Genomic DNA, 19512 nt, shown 5'->3' with positions numbered 1-19512 from the left:
TTGGGTTTATAAAATGAGTTTGGCTCTCTGCTGATCTTTGTGCAATTGAGCTTTTAGTCCTTCTAAATTCTCAAATTTTTGCTCTTCTCTCAAGTAAGCCTTCAGATAAATTGTAATTTGTTTATCATAAAGGTCTCCCTGAAAATCAAACAGATGGGCTTCCACTGATTTTTTGCTACCGTCAACGGTCGGACGATTCCCAATATTTAGCATGGATTTGTATATGCTTCCATTCACAGAAGCTTCCACGGCATAGACCCCGTCTTTGGGGATTAATTTATAATCATTTGGAATGTGAACATTGGCTGTAGGAAAACCGATCGATCTTCCGATCTGCTGTCCTTTGACGACCAATCCATTCAATTCATAGGGTCTTCCCAAATAAGAATTTGCTGTTTCAATATCCCCAGATTCCAACGCTTGGCGAATTTTGGTACTGGAAACACCGATTTCATCGACATCTTGTCTAGAAATCTCCTCCAATTCAAAACCATAGGAAGAACAGTTCTCTTTCAAGTATTCGAAAGATCCTTCACGGTTTTTCCCAAATCGATGATCATAGCCAATAACCAGCTTTTTGGTTTGGATTTTATTGACAATCACCTCTTCAATAAACTCTTTGGAAGTCAATTGAGAAAACTCCTTGGTAAAAGGGATGGTGACCAAATGATCGATACCAAATTGACGAAGTAGTTTGGCCTTTTCTTCAAAAGTTGATAGTAATCGAAGTTTGTGCTCTTCTGGATAAAGAACCAATCGGGGATGAGGCCAAAAAGTGATCAAAACCGTCTCACCTTCCACTGAGCGGGCGATTTCACGGATTCTATGTAATATTTTCTGATGACCTAAATGAACACCATCAAAGGTTCCACTAGTAACCACTGGATTTTTGACTGGCAAAAACTCATTTAATCCCTCATAGATTTTCATCAGCTCTTCGGGCTTTTATTTCTTCTATTAAAGGCAAAAGATCTTTGGCATCTTCCAATCGAAATTCTCCAATTCTGGTTCTGCAAAGTGAACTCATGTAGGCACCAACACCTAATATTTCTCCTAAATCTCTCGCTAGGCTTCTAATATAGGTTCCTTTGGAACAAGAAATTCTAAATTCGACGACTCTATCTTGAAAAGAGGTAATTTCAAATTCTCTTACCTGGACAGGTCTAGGTTCCATTTTTACATCCAATCCTTTTCTTGCAGATTCATAGACACGTTTGCCATCAACTTTGATAGCTGAGTGCATAGGAGGGACCTGCATGATATCTCCAGTCAATTGAAGAGCTGCAGCTCTTACATCTTCCAAAGTTATATGAGATGCATCGGCAACAAATTCAACTGGTTTTTCCAGATCAAAGGACTCTGTGGTTTCACCGATGACGAATGTTCCGGTGTATTCTTTTTCCTGCCCCATGAAGGTTTCGATCTGCTTGGTCATTTTACCGGCACAAACGATCAATAAACCAGTTGCTAGGGGGTCAAGGGTACCTGCATGGCCAACCTTTTTGATTTTGAGTGCATTTCGCACCTTTTTGACAACATCAAATGAAGTCCATTCCTTGGGTTTGTCAATCAAAAAGACCTCTGCGTAGGCTTGTTCTTGCATGTGTTGAAATAGAAATTTGGCCGAAAGAATCAGCTATTCTTTTCTGATTTTGCCAAGATGGCATAAAACTCAAAAATAAATCCAGCTAGGGTAACGATAGGACCGATGGTCAATCCAAGGACTCCGTTTCCGTGTGGCTCAGGATCTAAACCAATCAGGATAAAGCCCAAAATGATCAAACCGATCCCGATAAACATCAGCTTGTAATTTTTTCTGGAAAAAGGAAAAGATGCTTTACTCATATTAATACAATTCGTCCAATGTCATATTGAGATACTTATTAACAGCTCGCAAGGTACTGAGAACTGATAGAATTCCACCCACAACGACCAAAATTCCAAATAGAATCAGCATCAGTTCTTGGTTTTGAAGTAATGCAAAGCCCTCAATAGCTGTTTGTGTGTAGGAGATCAACCCAAATAAGATGAGTGAAGCGAAAGCTCCAGCTAGCATTCCAAACACCCAAGAGCGCATAAGGAATGGCTTTCTGATAAAGGCTCTAGTTGCCCCAACCAATTGCATGGATCTGATAAGGAAACGCTGCGAGAATAAAGCCAAGCGAATCGTATTATTGATCAACATGACTACAGTAATGATCAAAATCAGGATAAAACCACCCATGACCAAACTGACTTTCACCAAATTTTTATTGATGGATTCTACCAAGTCTGTCATGTATGAAACTTCGAAAACACCTGGAATTGCCTCTAATTCTTTAGCTATACTTTCTAATTGATCAGCCGTTTGGAATTCCTCAGAAATGGTGATCACATAGCTATCTCTCAAAGGATTATCCTCCAAAAACTGCGTAAAATCCTCTCCTGTACTTTCAATAAATGTCTTAGCAGCATCTTCATTGGAAATGTATCGAAGACTAACTGTATCTGACTTGATCAAAACAAAAGGACGGCTGGCAAGATTATTTTTAACTGCTGTGATTTCTTCTGCCTTAAGATTCTTATCCAAAAAAATCTGGACTTCGACATTTTCCCGAATCAAACTGGTCAATGTTTTTGCCTGAATCAAGATGACTCCAAAAAGTCCAACAATAAATAAAGAAAGAGTGGTGCTAAAGAGTACGCTTCCGTATTTGAAATGCCCTAAAGTCTTTTTCTTACGAGGGTAGTTTGCCATTTGGTTTTATAAATTCCTATCAAAGCTAATCATCCCCAAGGATTTTGCCAATTTGTTTCAGGATTGGATAAGAATGACTTTTTCTGTGGTAATTCCATAAATTTTTGATTGGGATCGAGGTTTTATCAAGGCTAATCCTGTAAAATTCCCAAAGGCAGGAAGAATCATTCTGTTCTTTTCCAGATAAAAACATGAGATTTTTACAGATTGACGTCCCAGTCCTTTCAATCTCACACCGGGATGAATATGTCCACAAAGATTTAAAAATCCATCAGGCACAATTTCAATCGGCTCATGGGAAAGCATCAAATTGGATAGGAAAACCGGCTGTTGATGAATTTTCATCGGACTATTTTTATAAAAATTAGGAGAAAGGACATCATGATTTCCTTGAACCAGATGAAATGAAATTTGATCAAACTGATTTAAAAATGTCATCAAAATGTCCCATTGCCCATTCCAATCGCTGTGAAACAAATCTCCTAAGAAGTAAACATCGGATGGGTCATAATAAAGAAATAGTCTTTCCAAACCTTCTAAATCTTCCTGATGTATTGGTTCAGGTATGGGAATACCAGACTTTCTAAAATGAGCAGCCTTTCCAAAATGAACATCTGAAACCAAAAGAGTTCTCAATTCAGGAATCCAAATAGCTTTTTCCTTTAAAAGCCACAATTCCATTCCCTTATGTTCAATGATTGCCTGATTCAATTCTTGCTTCATTAGAGTTCAAAACTAATTTGAAAGCCATAATTGAACTAATAGAAAATTGATTTTTCTGACAATAGGTGTCTTTGCATAAAAAAACCTCCATGGAATCTCCAAAGAGGTTTTTAAAAACTTAATCCAAATTAAAATCTTTATTGCTGCTCCAAATAAAAGGATTGCAGGAAATAACTTAATTGTTCAAACTCAATCAAAAAGGCATCATGGCCGGCAGAAGATTTGATTTCTTTGTAAGTTCCTCTTTTGACATACTTGGAAATGAATTGAGATTCTTCAGGTAAAAATAGCAAATCTGTATCTACTCCAACAGTCAATACTTTGGCTTCAATTAATCCCAAAGCAGCTTCCAGACCACCTCTGTTTCTCCCCAAATCATGACTGTCCATGGTTTTGGACAAAGTCCAATAGGAGAGAGCATTGAAGCGCTTGGCAAGCTTTTGTCCCTGATAGCGCAGGTATGAGGAAGCTTTGAAGTTATCCAGTTTTGTATCCTGATCCTTTTGTTTTTTCTGGAGATCTCCAGGATGTCTGTAACTCAACATCGCTATAGCTCTAGCTGTTTCAAGACCTTTTTGACCAGCAAATTCACTTTTTTCTCCCCAAGTACAATCAGATTCGATTGCCATTCTCTGGGTTTCATTAAAACCAATGACCCAAGGAGAAGATTGCGAAGTAGAAGCCAATACGACCAGATTTTTCAATTTTGAACCCAAAGTGATAGCCCATTCCAATGCCACTTGGCCACCCAAAGAACCTCCTATTAAGGTATGGATTTGTTCCAAGCCTAAATGATTTCTAAGCCTTTCCAATGAATTGGCCAAATCACGAGGAGTCACATGAGGAAAATCATAATAGTAAGTTTCCCCAGTATCCGGATTTTTACTCAAAGGGTTGGTAGAACCATAATTGGAACCCAACAAATTGGCACAGATGATAAACTTATCTGAAGGGTCAAAGAATTTGTCTTCACCAATTAATCCATTCCACCAATCTGAGGCATTTGAATCGCCGGTCAAGGCGTGGACAACCCAAACAACATTGGACTTGTCCTCATTGAGACTTCCATAGGTAGTGTAGGCCACATCAAATTGTGAGAAAGATTCCCCTGACTCTAGTTCAAGGGGTTCAAAGGACTGAAATAATTCCAAAGACATGGTAATCGTTGCGTATTGACTTTTAAGGTTCATTCTTGATTTTAGATTGAATCAAATGCTTGTTGAAGATCAGCTTTGATATCTTCTATGTGTTCTATTCCCAAGGAAATGCGAAGTTGAGTCGGTGTAACACCAGACGCTTTTTGCTCTTCTTCTGAAAGCTGTTGGTGAGTAGTAGCAGATGGTTGAATAATCAAGGTCTTTGCATCACCTACATTTGCCAAATGGGAAATCAATTTCAAATTATTAATGATGGCAGAGGTTTGTTCTTTGTCTCCTTTCACTTCGAAACTTAAAACACCACCAAAACCATTTTTGAGGTACTTTTTAGCCAAAGCATTGTAAGGAGATGAATCCAATCCCGGATAGTTTACTTTTTGAACTTTCGGATGAGTCTCTAACCATTTAGCCAATTCCAAGGCATTATCAACAGTTCTCTGAACTCTTAAGGAAAGCGTTTCCAAGCCTTGCAAAAGCAAGAATGAATTGAATGGACTGATCGCAGGTCCAAAATCTCTCAAACCTTCAACTCTTGTTCGGATCGCAAAAGCAATATTTGGAAGTCCTAGAGGATTCCCTTCTCCAAAAACATCCCAGAAGTTCAATCCATGATAACCTTCAGAAGGCTCACTGAACTGTGGATATTTTCCATTTCCCCAGTTGAAATTTCCAGCATCGATAATGATTCCTCCAATAGAGGTTCCGTGACCACCAATCCATTTGGTAGCAGAAGAAGTCACAATGTTGGCACCATGTTTAATTGGGTTGAATAAATATCCACCTGCTCCAAAAGTATTGTCAACTACCAATGGGATATCATGCTTTTTAGCAACTGCAGCAATGGCATCAAAGTCAGGAATATTGAATTCCGGATTCCCGATTGTTTCCAAATAAATTGCTTTTGTTTTGGAATCAATCAGTTTTTCAAACGCCTCTGGAGAATCTCCTTTGGCAAATCTAGCTTCAATGCCGATTCTTTTGAAGGCTACTTTAAATTGATTGAATGTACCTCCATATAGGAATGAGGTAGATACAAAATTATCACCGGCCTGAAGGATGTTATTCAAAGCCAAGAATTGGGCGGCTTGACCAGATGCTGTAGCAACTGCAGCCACACCACCTTCTAAAGCTGCAAGACGTTTCTCAAAAACATCTGTGGTAGGATTCATGATCCGGGTATAAATGTTCCCGAATTCCTTTAGTCCAAAAAGGTTTGCTCCATGTTCTGCAGAATTGAAAACATAGGAAGTTGTTTGGTAAATAGGAACCGCTCTGGCGTTAGTTGCTGGGTCTGGTTCCTGTCCAGCATGTAGCTGAAGTGTTTCGAAACGATAGTTCGCTGACATAATTAATGGGTTTATGGTTTTAGAAAAAAGACATAGAAAAAACAGCTCAATGAAAAGATTGAGTTGAAATAAATAGAATAAAATCTCTTTGAAAGAGGGGAGGTTTGTCCAGTAAGTGGGATTGAAAATCCTTTGTTCATATCGCAGAGAATTTATAGTTCCAAATAAGACCATCTCATTTGGCAGGAATTGGCACCTTGGTTTTTCCAGGTTGCCAGAGGGTCATAGAGCCTGTCTCTCGCCTCTTCTTTATAAATCCTTGCACGGAAAAAGTGAAAGGATGATGCAAAGATGTGTGAACTAGGTGAAATTTCAAAAATTATTTCACCTAGTTTCTAATTTTTATGATTCTTTGAGTTGGTCAATATCATAACGGAAGATCGGGGAGATGTTTTCAAAATCAGGTTTGATTGTGACTAACTCCTTGACAAGACCATCTTTAAGGCCATATACCCAACCGTGAATTTCAGGGGCTTTTCTATTGACCCAAGCTTTTTGAACGATAGATGTTTTGATCAAATCCTGACATTGTTCGATGACATTCACTTCGACTAGTTTATCTACTTTATCAGCATGTACCTCAATAGCGTCAATCTCTGACTGATGTTTAGAATATACCTCTTTGATATTTCTGAGCCATTTATTGATCAACCCCAAGTGATTCGGAGTCAAGGCTGCATCCACACCACCACAGCCATAATGACCACAAACTATGATATGTTCAACTTCCAATACTTCAACTGCATACTGAAGAACAGAAAGCATATTCAAATCAGTATGAACCACCATGTTGGCAATATTTCTATGGACAAAAATCTCACCTGGATCAGTTCCTGTTACTTCATTTGCTGGAACACGACTATCAGAACAACCAATCCATAAAAATTTTGGCTTTTGCTGTTTGGCTAATCTTTGAAAAAATTCCTTGTCTACCTCTACCATTTCTTCAGACCAAGCTTTGTTTTGGAGAAGTAGTTTTTCGTATGGATTCATATAGTTTTGTTCAGGTTAAAGTTAAATCCTTCAATAGTTACGGTAATATTTTTATCAGGAGAGCTATCAATGAAATCATTCAAAACCTCCTGAATATCATGATCAATGAATCGGGCTTTTGTAGCATTTAAAATCACTTCACTGCCAGATGGAATTTCGGATAGTTTTTTCATCAAAGGGGCCTTATTCAGAAATGACACATCTTTTTGGAGCTTCACTAAATAGCTTCCTTTTAGCTCAGTCACGATTACAGATCGCTGATAATTTGTTCTGATCACGAAGAAAATTCCAAAAATCATCCCTATGCCAATACCCACCAAAAGGTCGGTAAAAAGGATTGCTACAACAGTTACAATAAATGGCAAAAACTGGTTGAAACCTTTATTATATTCATTGATGAAAAGGCTTGGTTTGGCCAATTTATATCCTACCACAAAAAGAACTGCAGCAAGACAACTTAATGGGATCAAATTCAAAATGCTTGCAATTCCAATCACTAAAACCAATAATAAGACGCCATGCAAAATTGCAGAGAGTTTAGTTTTGGATCCGGAGTTGATATTTGCTGAAGTTCTTACAATAACCGCAGTGACAGGTAGCCCTCCAATCAATCCAGAAACTGTGTTTCCTAAACCTTGTGCTACCAATTCTTTGGATGCAGGAGAGATCCTTTTGTAAGGGTCCATTTTATCACCCGCCTCTAGGCAAAGTAATGTTTCGATACTTGCAATAATCGCCACTGTAACGGCTATTACCCAAAAATCAGGTGTTGCCAATAATCCAAAATCTGGAAAGGTTACCAGTCCACCTAAACTTGCAAAACTGTCAACCACCGGAATACTCACAAGATGCTCTCCGTCCAATTGCCAAGAAGGTTGAAATATTCCATAAAATTGATTGATCAAAATTCCAGCAATAACCGCCCAAAGCGCTCCTGGAACCAAGCCCAATATTTTATGATTTTTGATTTGGGGCCTATCGAAAAAAACAATGATTGCCAAAGAAATCAAGACAATTGGAATGGCTCCTGGACTAAAATACTTGATTGCATACCAAATCTCAGTGATGGTATTATGTGAATCAGCTTGAAGAAATGTTTCATCACCCATTGTATCCTTATCATAACCCAAGGCATGAGGGATTTGCTTCAAAATCAGAATTAAACCAATAGCTGTTAGCATTCCTTTAATCACAGAGTGGGGGAAATAATACCCCAAAACCCCAGCCTTTAAAAAGCCCAAAATTATTTGGATTAACCCTGCTGCCACAACGGCTGCAAGAAACAATTCGAAAGTCCCTAATGAAGATATAGCGTCTAATACAATGACAGTTAGGCCTGCTGCAGGTCCACTGACACTTACATGGGAACCAGAAAAAGAACCAACTACAATCCCTCCAATTATTCCTGCGATCAATCCGGACATAGGAGGAGCTCCACTGGCTATGGCAATCCCTAAACATAAGGGAAGGGCCACTAAAAATACTACAAGGCTCGACTTTAAATCATATTTCAGATTGGAACCAAAAAGGGAATTATACATAGATGTGGGTTTATTGATGAGGATGGGTTTTCCCCATCCTCATCAAAAATAACTTTATCTAAGATAATTAAAACCTGAAGATTAGTAAAAAGCGACTATTTTAATCGATCAGCTTATTAAAAGCCTCATCAATTTTATCAAATTGGAAAGCTAGAATAGCTGAATCAAGTTTTCCTTTGATTTCAGAAAGGTTCAAATTTCCAATACTTCCTTCGTGGCTATGTTTTAACTGGCTTTGATCTGGATTGAAATCGTCCTTTTCAATATCCAAACCTACTTTTTTATAGGCATCTCTAAATGGCATGCCTTCCAACACCAAGTCATTTACAACTTCCACAGAGAATACATGCTTGTAGAATGAGTCCTTTAGGATATCAGATTTGATTTGGATTGATTTCAACATGAAAGTTGTCATCTCAAGACAAGATTGAAGTGAATCAATTGCCGGGAATATTTCCTCTTTCAACAACTGAAGATCTCTATGATAACCAGTTGTAGAATTCGTCAAAAGAAGGGCTATTGTATTTGGAACTGCCTGAATCTGATTTGTCTTTGCTCTAATTAACTCAAATACATCAGGATTCTTCTTATGAGGCATGATACTGGAACCAGTTGTCAACTCATCCGGGAATTTGATGAAGCCGAAATGTTGGTTCATAAATAAACAAACATCATCAGCAAGTCTATTGAGTGTTCCTGCCATTCCTGCAACAGCAAAACCTAAGGTTCTTTCAGTTTTTCCTCGGCTGTTTTGAGCATTGATCACATTGTGATGCAAGTCAGCAAAGCCCAAAAGTTGAGTTGTCAATGTCCTATCTAAAGGAAAACTAGAACCATATCCCGCAGCAGAACCCAATGGGTTTTTGTTGCTTAAATCAAATGCTGCCTTCAACAAGCCTAGATCTTCACTGATCCCTTCTGCAAAAGCTCCAAACCACAATCCAAAAGAAGAAGGCATCGCCAATTGTGTATGGGTATAGCCCGGCATTAAATCCTTTTTGTGCTTTTCTGCCAATTCGAGAAGCAGGTCAGTTAACTCGGTGCTAGCCTCAACCAAACCACGGATCGCAGCTCTATAGTACAATTTCAAATCCACCAAAACTTGGTCATTTCTACTTCTTCCGGAATGAAGCTTTTTACCAACATCACCGTATCGCTCTGTCAATAGAAATTCGACCTGAGAATGCACATCTTCGACACCAGGTTCAATTACAAATTTTCCTGTTTCTATTTCCAGATAGATTTCTTTTAATCCCTTCTGGAGAATCTCATTTTCCTCGGTTGTTAGCAATCCAATTTTGGCCAACATGTGAGCATGAGCCATAGAACCTAAGACATCAAAGGGAGCGAGAACCAAATCAAATTCCGGGTCTCTACCGATAGTAAAGGATTCAACTTCTTTTTTGCTATCGGTGGCTTTTTGCCAGATTTTCATAGGATTATAAATTTGAAGATTTTAATGAGGCGTATTTTTCAAGGAGCTGAACGTATCCAGCTATTCCTTTTTCTATTTCATCCAAATAGATGAATTCATCAGCTGTATGGGATCTTGCCGAATCTCCAGGACCGATTTTTACAGAAGGGAATGGAATCAAAGCCTGATCCGAAAGGGTAGGGCTACCATATTGCTCTAAGCCCAACTCTTCGGCGACTTTCAAAATCAAATGACCTTTTGGTACATGAGAACTTTGAAGCCTCAAAGATCGTGGAGTCAATTCCGCAGAAAGGCTATTCACCAATTCTCCTAATGCTTCCTCCAAAGTATATGCATCAGTTACCCTTACGTCTAATGTGTATTCACAAAGATCAGGAACTACATTATGTTGGCTACCTGATTGGATGATGGTGGCAGATACTTTTGTTTTTCCTAAGAAAGGGGATACCCGATCGAATTTGAAATCCCTGATCGTTACCAAGTCATCCAAGGCTTTATAAAGTGCGTTTTCTCCTTCTTCACGTGCTGCATGACCTGCTTTTCCATAAACCTTTGCATCGATGACCATCAGGCCTTTTTCAGCTACAGCCAGATTCATCAAAGTTGGTTCGCCCACGATGGCTAATTCAGGTTCTGGTAATTCGGAAATCACATGAGCAATTCCATGTGGCCCAGAAATTTCTTCTTCAGCCGAGGCAATCATGATCAAGTTAAATGGAAGATCAACTCCTTTGAAATGAAGGAATGCGGCTATCAAAGAAACTAAAGGGCCTCCTGCATCATTGGAACCCAGACCAAAAAGCTTCCCATCTTGAACTATAGCTTGGAAGGGATCTTTGGTATAGCCGACATTTGGTTTGACCGTATCATGATGGGAATTCAACCAAATGGTAGGCTTGGATGCAACAAACTTGTTGATACAAGCCCAAATATTATTCCCCTTGCGCTGAAATTCTATATCTCTTTCAATGAAAAACCTACTGATCAAAGTTGCTGTATCTTCTTCTTTTCTAGAAAGGGAAGGAGTTGATATCAAATCCTTCAAAAGTTGAATAGCATCCTGAACAATTCCTGTTTGTATTTCCATTAATATAGATCGTATCTGTGTCGTTCGATAATCGTTCCTGAAAGTTTTCCTTTGGTGGAAAGCATCAAATTTTCAGCTTTTCCAATCCATACATTATGCACCCCTTTTTGAAGCGCTTCGAATGCATTGTCTAACTTTGGAATCATGCCTGAATGAATCACATTCTCCTTTCTCAATTCAGCATAGATATCCTCATTGATCCTAGGAATGATGGAGTTTTCATTCTTTTCATCCAAAAGAACACCGCTTTTATTAAAGCAGAAATAAAGATTCACTTGATGCTCTTTTGCCAAACTAGTAGCTAGGGCAGAAGCGATGCTATCAGCGTTGGTATTCAAAAGTTGTCCCTTTTTGTCATGAGTGATTGCACTCAATACAGGTACCAAATCAGCACTTAACAAATGCTTGATCAAATCAGTATTAACTTCTTGAATATCACCAACAAAACCATAGTCAATCCCCTTAACAGGACGCTTCTTGGATCGGATGATATTTCCATCAGCACCACTCATTCCTATCCCATTGACATGCAAGGCCTGCAATTTGGCAATGATGTTTTTATTGATCAAACCGGCATAAACCATTGTTACAATGTCCAAAGTGTCTTTGTCAGTAATCCTTCTTCCATCGACCATTTCTGGCATTACACCCAAAGATTCACCAAATCGGGAAGCCATAATTCCTCCTCCATGGACCAAAATTTTATGTCCAGGAAATTTGGCAAACTGTCCCAAAAACTCATCGAGTTTTTCAGGAAAGTCAATCACATTGCCACCGATTTTGATAATACTAATCTTCATAATAAGGGTACTTAAAAATTGCTATCCAACAAGTGATTGATCACAGATTGGGCAGCGTAAATTCTATTTTCTGCTTGCTTTTGTACCAAAGAACGTGGTCCATCCAACATCTCATCAGATAATTCCACATTCCTTCTTACAGGTAAACAATGCATAATTTTTGCATTTGGCGCATTTTTCAAATGATCCTCAGTCAACATCCAAGAAGTATCCGTACAATGAATTTTACCATAATCCTGAAATGAAGACCAATTTTTTACATAGACAAAATCAGCATCTTCCAAGGCTTTGGATTGATTATACTCGATTTTAACACCTTTGGTAAACTTCTCATCCAACTCATAACCTTCAGGATGGGTAATCGTCAGGTCATGTTCCATTCCAGACGTCCATTCTGCAAAGCTATTGGCTACAGCATGAGGAATCGCTTTGATATGAGGAGCCCAAGTCAAAACAACCTTTGGCTTTTTGTTTTCCTGACTATGTTCCCGAATCGTAATCTGATCGGCCAAACTTTGAAGTGGATGTCTGATAGCAGACTCCAAGCTGACGATAGGAGTACCCGTGTACTTCATAAACTGACTAATCACATAGTCATTGATATCACTTTCCTTATCTGTAAGGGTAGGAAAAGCACGGATTGCCAAAATATCAAAATAAGTTCCCAAAACACCTGCAGCATCCTTGATATGCTCCACAGTACCTTGGTTCATGATAGCTCCTTCTTTCATTTCCAAGGCCCAGCCTTCTTTGTCCATGTTCAGGACAATAGGCTCCATTCCCAGATTTTGTGCTGCTATTTGAGTAGAAACTCTAGTTCTTAGGGATGGATTTAGGAAAATACAACCTATTCTTTTTCCTCTTCCTTTGGTGATATCCGCACGAGGATTGGTTTTGAAATAAAGGGCATCTTGAATCAATTGTTCACCTAATGCCTTGGAGTCGAACTGTGTAAAATGGGTAATTGAAGAATTCATCAAAAATTATTTGCTGAGGATTTCCTTTAGGGCTACTAAAAACGAATTTAACTGATTCCATTCAATGGACAAGGGTGGAAGCAAACGAATCGTTTCCTTTTTTGAGGCTGAGCCAGTGAATATTTTGTATTTGTTTACTAATTCAGATCTTACAGGTCCTGCTTCGCGATCCAGATCAATCCCAACCATCAAACCAGTTCCTCTAACTTCCTTCACTCCAGGGATTGATTTTAACTCTGCAATCACTTTCTCACCAAGCTCCTGAGAATTAGCAATTAAGTCTTCATGTTCCATCACTTCCAAGACAGCAATACCAGCTGCACATGCCAAATGATTGCCTCCAAAAGTGGTACCCAAAAGTCCATAGCTAGCTTGGAATTCCGGGGAAATCAACAAACCTCCAATTGGGAAGCCATTTCCCATTCCTTTAGCCATGGTAATCAAATCTGGATTGATTCCATCTACATTTTGGAAAGCAAAGAACTTACCTGTACGTCCAAATCCAGACTGAACCTCATCCAAAATCAATTTGGCTTCATATTTCTTAGCCAAATCAGCCAAGCCTTTTAGAAAGGCTGGAGATGGAACTTGAATTCCACCAACTCCTTGGATTCCTTCTATGATGATCCCCGCTATGTTTCCTTTTTTTAAAGTTTTTTCCACTGACTCCAAATCTCCAAAAGGAAGGATGTGAAAATCCTCGCGCGCATTACAAGGAGCGACAATTTTAGGATTATCCGTCAATGCAACGGCACCTGATGTTCTACCATGAAAACCACCTGAGAAAGCGATGAAACCCGACTTTCCAGTCGCGAATGAAGCCATTTTGATAGCATTCTCATTCGCTTCAGCTCCGGAATTACAAAGGAATAATTGATAATCAGGAAGGCCCGAAAGCTCGCCTAATTTAGCTGCATAGTCTTTCTGAATAGGGATCTGAATGGAATTTGAATAGAATCCCATTTTGTCCAATTGGTCTTTGATCCGCTTCACATAGTGTGGATGGGTATGACCAATGGAAATAACTGCATGACCTCCGTAGAGATCTAAATATTCTTGACCGTTCTCATCCCAAAGTTGAGCGCCTAGTGCTTTGTCAATTGTGACTGGGATAAGAGGATATACATCAAATAATTTCATTTTGAATTACGATTTAAGAATTGGAAAATAATGAATTCCGAATGATGAAAACTGAATATCGATTGATCATCATTCAAACTTGATTCTAGCGCCTAGATTCTAATATCTTAGAATGCTATACTTTTCAGATTCAAGCCCATCCTCTGATCCATTCCAAAGGCCAAATTGTAATTCTGTACTGCCTGCCCTGAAGCTCCTTTCAAAAGGTTATCAATCGCAGAGTAAACTACCAATTGTCCAGCTTCTTTTTGAACATAGACAATGCATTTATTAGTGTTTACAGCCTGCTTCAAATCAATATCTTTCTTAGAAACATGAGTGAAAGCAGCATCCTTATAAAACTCCTCATAAGCTTGAACAGCTTCTTCCTCAGTTCCTTCGAAAGGGAAGTAGGCAGTCACCCAAATACCACGGGAGAAGTTGCCACGATATGGAACAAAAAGCAATTCTGAATCAAAGCCTTGGTTCAATTGTCCAAAAGTCTGCTTAATCTCTTTTAGGTGCTGATGCGTGAAAAGCTTGTAAACAGAAAGGTTTCCTGTTCTATAGCTGAAATGGGAAGTTTCTGCCAATTTCTTTCCTGCTCCGGTACTTCCAGTAGTTCCTGAAATATGTACAGCATCTTTCACCCAACCTTTGGCAATAGCAGGCGCCAAAGCCAATTGGATACCGGTGGCAAAACAGCCTGGATTAGCAATCTTTTTAGCAATCTTGATCTTCTCAGCATTTACTTCAGGAAGACCATAGACGAAACCATTGCTTTCATCACGGAAATCTGTCGATAAATCAATAACTACAGTGGTTTCTGGGAAGGAATGTTCTTCTAGAAACCCTTTGGTTTGACCATGAGGCAATCCTAAGAAAACTGCGTCAATTCCTTCTGTTTGTACCTCGCCAGTAAAAACCAAGTCACAATCCCCAATCAAGTCAGGGTGTACTTCTGAGACAGTTTTTCCTTTTTGGCTATTTGAATGCACATAGACCAACTCACAGGACGGATGATGAACCAATAATCTTAAAAGTTCTCCTCCAGTATAGCCTGCAGCGCCTATGACTGCTGTTTTGATCTTAGTCATCGGTACTATTTACTTTATGGAAAATAGCTGTTTGGTTACCCAAAATTCGAGTAAATCCTTTCACATCTTCTCCAGTATAACCTTTGTTCATTTCTCCATAGCTACCAAACTTGGAAGACATCAAATCATGATCTGATTCGATACCAATCAAGGTAAATCTGTATGGCTGAAGTAAAACTTTCACATCACCACTGACAAATTGCTGAGTGCTGGCCATAAATGCTTCCAAGTTTCTCATCACTGGATCCAAATAATGTCCTTCATGCAAGTGGTTACCATAGAATTCAGCTTGCTGATTCTTCCAGAACAATTGCCATTTGGTCAAAGTGTGCTTTTCAAGCAACTGATGTCCTTTAATAATGATCAAAGGAGCAGCAGCTTCAAAACCAACGCGACCTTTGATACCGATAATGGTATCACCTACGTGAATATCTCTTCCGATTCCATAAGGAGCAGCCATGGCTTGTACCTTTTGGATTGCATCTACTGGGTTTTCAAATGTTTCACCATTGACTCCTTTCAACTCACCTTGAACGAAAGTCAATTTGATCTCTTTTGGATCAGTTTCAGTGACTTGAGTAGGCCAAGCCTCTTCTGGAAGGTACTCTGAGGAAGTCAAAGTCTCTTTTCCACCTACAGAAGTTCCCCAAATTCCTTTATTGATTGAGTAAGCAGCTTTTTCGAAGTTCATGCTTACACCATGCTTTTTCAAATATTCGATTTCTTCCTGACGAGAAAGTTTCAAATCACGAATAGGAGTGATGATTTCGATATCCGGAACAATAGTTTGGAAAATCATGTCGAATCGAACCTGATCGTTACCTGCTCCTGTAGAACCGTGAGCTACGGCTTTTGCGCCAATTGATTTCGCATACTCAGCCAAAGACTTGGCTTGCAAAATACGCTCAGCAGATACAGAAAGGGGATAGGTTTGGTTTTTTAGCACATTTCCAAAAACCAAATACTTAATTACTTCTTGATAATAAGTATCAACCACTTCCAATATTTTAAAAGAAGCAATTCCCAAGCTTTTTGCCCTGGATTCAACTGTCTCTAATTCTTCTTTTGAGAATCCACCTGTATTCACTAAAACAGCGTGAACTTCATATCCTAAATCTTTGGACAAGTGCAGTGCACAAAAGGTGGTATCCAGGCCACCGCTATAGGCTAAAACAACTTTTTTCATTTTTGAAAGGGTTGCAATTGGTTTTTAATTAAAGGAATAAATTAAGTGCTGAATCTTTGGTTTTATTCAGCTTCAACATCACATATTTTTTCAATCTGACCCAACGGTCAAATAGTTTCAAATCTTTTTTGAAATCTTCTCTCAATGCCATTTCTGCCATTTGGTTCTTTTTTGCCAATGGATCATAAAGCATGGCAGTACAAAGACAGTTTTGTCTGTTTTTGGAAGTCAAAATCTCAAAATTGATACAGCTTTGGCAACCTTTCCAGAATTCTTGATCATCTGTCAAATCAGAATATGAAACGGGAATATAGCCTAGTTCAGAGTTAATTTTCATCACTGCAGCTCCTGTCGTCAATCCAAAGATTTTCGATTCTGGGAACTTCAGTCTACTCAATTTGAATACTTCTTGCTTGATTTTTCTGGCCAATCCGTATTTACGGAATTCTGGAGAGACGATTAGACCTGAGTTTGCCACATATTTACCGTGACCCCAAGCTTCTATGTAACAAAAGCCTGCCCACACACCATCAGAAGTCAAAGCGATAACTGCTTTGCCTTCATCCATTTTTGTTTCGATGTAAGCAGGAGTTCTTTTTGCGATACCAGTTCCTCTAGCTTTGGCAGAATTAGCCATTTCTTCGGTGATGATCTCCGAATATTTTTTGTGAGAAGGATCTGCTACTATGATTTTAAATGAAATTTCTTCCATGGACTAAGACATGAATTGAAACCCGTAATTTCGGGAAAGATAATAAATGATTAAAGGGAAAATTTGGCGGGGACAGTTTTCCGCGTAGGAAAACAAACAATACTACAGGGTCAAACCCTGAAAAAGAACCTGTGCCTCCTCAAAGGAGAAAAAAGCAAAGTAGCAGCCAAACGCAATTCGATTGCGATAGGATGAGATGTTTTTGGCGCTATGTTTACTGTGTTAATCATTTCTAATGGGCAGCAAAGGTGATGCCTTTGTAAAGGAATTGCAAGAAAATTTCTCAAAAATTTAAAGATTCTTGGACTTCCTTGAATATGCGCCAATGAAAACAAGCCAATATTCCCAATAAACCAATGAAACCAAATAATATTTGGTGTATTTTAAATATTAAGCATTGCCAGAAAGTTCCTTTAAAGCGATTACAAAGGCATCCATGTCCGTTTCGGATGTATAAACATTGGGGGAAATCCTACAACCTTTTACACCTGCACCATCTATTGCTACAGTGAAGATTTGATATTCTTCCAAGAGTCTTTTTGCCAAATCTGATGGCTTCATGTTAACAATTCCCACATTGGCAATGGCACAAGACCTCTTTGGATCCAAAGGTGTATTTACTACTACATTTGGTAATCCTCTAACCTGATCAGACCAATACTTTTGAATGTAGCGAAGTCTTTCTTCCTTCCTTTTTGCACCCATTTTATTTTGGAACTCGATTGCATTGATCACCGCCAAATCAGTAGAAACAGCATGTGTTCCCGTATGATTTAGATTTGAAATGGTCTTTTGGTCTAATTGGTAGGGAGCTAAGAGAGGTCGGATTTTAGGTGCTTTTCCATTTTTCACATACAATAATCCTGAACCCAATGGAACACTCAACCACTTATGAAGGCTACTTCCATAATAATCGCAATGCAAGTCATTCATATTAAAAGTAAAATGACCAACTGCATGCGCTCCATCCACCATTACTTCCACTCCATGGCTATGAGCCATATCACAGATTTTTTGAATAGGTAAGATGTGCCCAGTGATATTGACGATATGGGGCACCATCATCAGCTTTGTATTGGGAGTAATTGCTTTTTCATATGCTGCCACCACTTCTTCATCATTTTCAGGATGCATGGGGATGTCAATTTTCACAGGCTTCATTCCATGTCTTCGGCTGGCCAACTCAAACATATTGAGCATACTTCCATAGTCCTGATTAGACATAATCGCTTCATCACCTTCTTGCCATGGATATCCAGCGATGATTAGATCCAAAGATTCAGTGGTATTTCTGGTAATAATTATTTCCTCAGGAGAAGCTCCAACCAATTCGGCTAGCATTGCGGCACTCTTAGCTTTGTTTTCCCACTGAACAGTTCTCATATAATGAGATCCCTGGTAATTCACCTCTCTTAAATGTTCAATGTATTTTTCAAGTGTTTCTTGTGGAAGAAAGCAATAGTATCCATTTTCTAAATTGATATAATCAGGCTTCAGTTTATATCCAGCACGGATTTGATCCCAAAGATCATCTGCTTCAAAATCTATTGATCCAAAACCTGATTCTTTCGCTTCAGATTTTAGACTGAAAGAAGTTGAAATACCTAAGAATGCCAAAGATTTAAGAAAGGAGCGCTTATTCATGATGGGGGTTGGTGGTTAGAGAATGTAAGTCAAAAGCCAAACTATCAATAAGAAAATCGCTAACCAAGTAATCCAAGGTGCTCTTTTTGGAAATTCAAATTTACAAATTGGGCAAATTTCTGCTTTGGAATCAATCTCCATCGCACAAGAAGGGCATTCTTTGGTTTTCACGATACTTTACTGAACTCTTTTCGAGGCTTTTTGATTTACCTGTAAATAAATCAAAATCTATGAAAATCGAAATTTGGTCGGACATCGTTTGTCCATTTTGTTATATAGGAAAGAGAAAATTGGAAAAGGCATTAGCCAAATTCCCGAATAAAGAAGAGATAGAAATCGAATGGAAAAGTTTTCAGCTGAATCCTGAAGAAAAAACCAATCCATCCATTTCAACAATCGAAAACCTTGCAAAAGGAAAAGGTTGGTCTTTAGAGCAGGCAAAAGATGCCAGCAATTATGTGATTGAAGCTGCTTCCAAAGAAGGCTTGACTTTCGACTTTGATAAAGCGGTGGTTGCAAACACCCTAAATGGACATCGAATGATCCACTTTGCCCAGGCAAATGGAAAAGGATCTGAAATGAAAGAAAGGCTGTTGAAAGCTTACTTTACAGATGGATTAAATGTCGATGATGCGGCAACTTTGAAAGGGATTGCAGTTGACTTGGGATTGAATCCTGAAGAAGCGCAGGCTGTTTTGGATTCAGATAAATATCTGGATGAAGTAAATCAGGATATCTATGAATCAAGACTGGTAGGAGTGAGAGGTGTACCATTCTTTGTGTTGGATAGAAAATATGGAATCTCAGGTGCTCAACCAGATGAAGTATTCGATGATACTCTGAATAAAGCTTGGACAGAATTTTCTAAAAACAATACTGAAATTTTGCTTCAAGGATCAGATGGTGAAGCATGTGATATAGACGGAAACTGTTAAAAAAAGCCAGTTAAAACTATTTT

General features: G+C 38.7%; 19 protein-coding genes and 1 riboswitch. Of the genes, 1 reads left to right on the top strand and 18 read right to left on the bottom strand.

The features are described from left to right. Positions 1 to 6 precede the first annotated feature (6 nt). The 18 genes from BUF13_RS02960 to BUF13_RS02875 all read right to left on the bottom strand — a co-directional run bounded on the left by BUF13_RS02960 (position 7) and on the right by BUF13_RS02875 (position 18554). Complete coding sequence (locus BUF13_RS02960) at positions 7 to 930, bottom strand: bifunctional riboflavin kinase/FAD synthetase (RefSeq protein ID WP_073570244.1); 924 nt, start codon at positions 928 to 930, stop codon at positions 7 to 9. Next, a complete protein-coding gene (gene truB / locus BUF13_RS02955; protein ID WP_073570243.1) occupies positions 917 to 1603 on the bottom strand; it encodes a tRNA pseudouridine(55) synthase TruB in 687 nt (228 codons plus the stop codon). Before truB ends, BUF13_RS02960 begins: the two co-directional genes overlap by 14 nt. Positions 1604 to 1632: 29 nt before the next feature. Continuing rightward, positions 1633 to 1845: a DUF3098 domain-containing protein gene (locus BUF13_RS02950; RefSeq protein WP_073570242.1), complete on the bottom strand. Its 213-nt coding sequence runs from the start codon at positions 1843 to 1845 to the stop codon at positions 1633 to 1635. A gap of 1 nt (position 1846) precedes the next feature. After that, positions 1847 to 2737, bottom strand: a complete 891-nt coding sequence (locus tag BUF13_RS02945) for a cell division protein FtsX (RefSeq protein ID WP_073570241.1) — start codon at positions 2735 to 2737, stop codon at positions 1847 to 1849. Positions 2738 to 2794: 57 nt separating this feature from the next. Then, entirely contained in the window at positions 2795 to 3460 is a 666-nt protein-coding gene (pdeM, locus tag BUF13_RS02940) for a ligase-associated DNA damage response endonuclease PdeM (protein ID WP_073570240.1), read from the bottom strand. Positions 3461 to 3597: 137 nt separating this feature from the next. Then, positions 3598 to 4650 (bottom strand): homoserine O-acetyltransferase family protein, encoded by a 1053-nt coding sequence (locus BUF13_RS02935; RefSeq protein WP_073570239.1) that lies wholly within the window; start codon positions 4648 to 4650, stop codon positions 3598 to 3600. 8 nt (positions 4651 to 4658) lie between these two features. Beyond that, positions 4659 to 5963, bottom strand: a complete 1305-nt coding sequence (locus BUF13_RS02930) for an O-acetylhomoserine aminocarboxypropyltransferase/cysteine synthase family protein (protein WP_073570238.1) — start codon at positions 5961 to 5963, stop codon at positions 4659 to 4661. Positions 5964 to 6112: 149 nt separating this feature from the next. Next, a riboswitch (SAM riboswitch) is annotated at positions 6113 to 6221 on the bottom strand. Between the two features lie 84 nt (positions 6222 to 6305). Then, a complete protein-coding gene (can, locus tag BUF13_RS02925) occupies positions 6306 to 6956 on the bottom strand; it encodes a carbonate dehydratase (RefSeq protein ID WP_073570237.1) in 651 nt (216 codons plus the stop codon). Further along, on the bottom strand, positions 6953 to 8497 hold the full coding sequence (locus BUF13_RS02920) for a SulP family inorganic anion transporter (protein WP_073570236.1): 1545 nt from the start codon (positions 8495 to 8497) through the stop codon (positions 6953 to 6955). The genes can and BUF13_RS02920 overlap by 4 nt, the downstream gene beginning before the upstream one ends. Positions 8498 to 8597: 100 nt before the next feature. Then, positions 8598 to 9932 carry an argininosuccinate lyase gene (gene argH, locus BUF13_RS02915; protein WP_073570235.1) on the bottom strand — a complete coding sequence of 445 codons (1335 nt, stop codon included), beginning with the start codon at positions 9930 to 9932 and terminating at the stop codon, positions 8598 to 8600. A gap of 4 nt (positions 9933 to 9936) precedes the next feature. Further along, entirely contained in the window at positions 9937 to 11019 is a 1083-nt protein-coding gene (locus tag BUF13_RS02910; protein ID WP_073570234.1) for a M20 family metallo-hydrolase, read from the bottom strand. Next, positions 11019 to 11819, bottom strand: coding sequence for an acetylglutamate kinase (gene argB / locus BUF13_RS02905; protein ID WP_073570233.1), 801 nt, complete (start codon positions 11817 to 11819; stop codon positions 11019 to 11021). Before argB ends, BUF13_RS02910 begins: the two co-directional genes overlap by 1 nt. An 11-nt stretch (positions 11820 to 11830) precedes the next feature. Beyond that, positions 11831 to 12784 (bottom strand): Rossmann-fold NAD(P)-binding domain-containing protein, encoded by a 954-nt coding sequence (locus tag BUF13_RS02900; RefSeq protein ID WP_073570824.1) that lies wholly within the window; start codon positions 12782 to 12784, stop codon positions 11831 to 11833. Between the two features lie 18 nt (positions 12785 to 12802). Then, the gene (locus tag BUF13_RS02895) at positions 12803 to 13936 is read right to left on the bottom strand and encodes an aspartate aminotransferase family protein (RefSeq protein WP_073570232.1); all 1134 of its coding nucleotides are present in this window, start codon (positions 13934 to 13936) and stop codon (positions 12803 to 12805) included. A 107-nt stretch (positions 13937 to 14043) separates the two neighbouring features. Continuing rightward, the gene (gene argC / locus BUF13_RS02890; protein WP_073570231.1) at positions 14044 to 15012 is read right to left on the bottom strand and encodes an N-acetyl-gamma-glutamyl-phosphate reductase; all 969 of its coding nucleotides are present in this window, start codon (positions 15010 to 15012) and stop codon (positions 14044 to 14046) included. Then, positions 15005 to 16198 (bottom strand): argininosuccinate synthase, encoded by a 1194-nt coding sequence (locus tag BUF13_RS02885; protein ID WP_073570230.1) that lies wholly within the window; start codon positions 16196 to 16198, stop codon positions 15005 to 15007. The genes argC and BUF13_RS02885 overlap by 8 nt, the downstream gene beginning before the upstream one ends. A 28-nt stretch (positions 16199 to 16226) precedes the next feature. Further along, entirely contained in the window at positions 16227 to 16910 is a 684-nt protein-coding gene (locus BUF13_RS02880; protein WP_073570229.1) for a GNAT family N-acetyltransferase, read from the bottom strand. Positions 16911 to 17300: 390 nt separating this feature from the next. Next, entirely contained in the window at positions 17301 to 18554 is a 1254-nt protein-coding gene (locus BUF13_RS02875) for an aminotransferase class V-fold PLP-dependent enzyme (protein WP_073570228.1), read from the bottom strand. Positions 18555 to 18784: 230 nt separating this feature from the next. On the opposite strand from BUF13_RS02875, the gene BUF13_RS02870 reads away from it, so the two are divergent. Next, positions 18785 to 19489: a DsbA family oxidoreductase gene (locus BUF13_RS02870; RefSeq protein ID WP_073570227.1), complete on the top strand. Its 705-nt coding sequence runs from the start codon at positions 18785 to 18787 to the stop codon at positions 19487 to 19489. Positions 19490 to 19512 lie beyond the last annotated feature (23 nt).

Origin of the sequence: Algoriphagus zhangzhouensis, assembly GCF_900148515.1 — a bacterium.
GTDB lineage: Bacteria > Bacteroidota > Bacteroidia > Cytophagales > Cyclobacteriaceae > Algoriphagus > Algoriphagus zhangzhouensis.
This window is presented reverse-complemented; position numbering and strand designations above follow the sequence as displayed.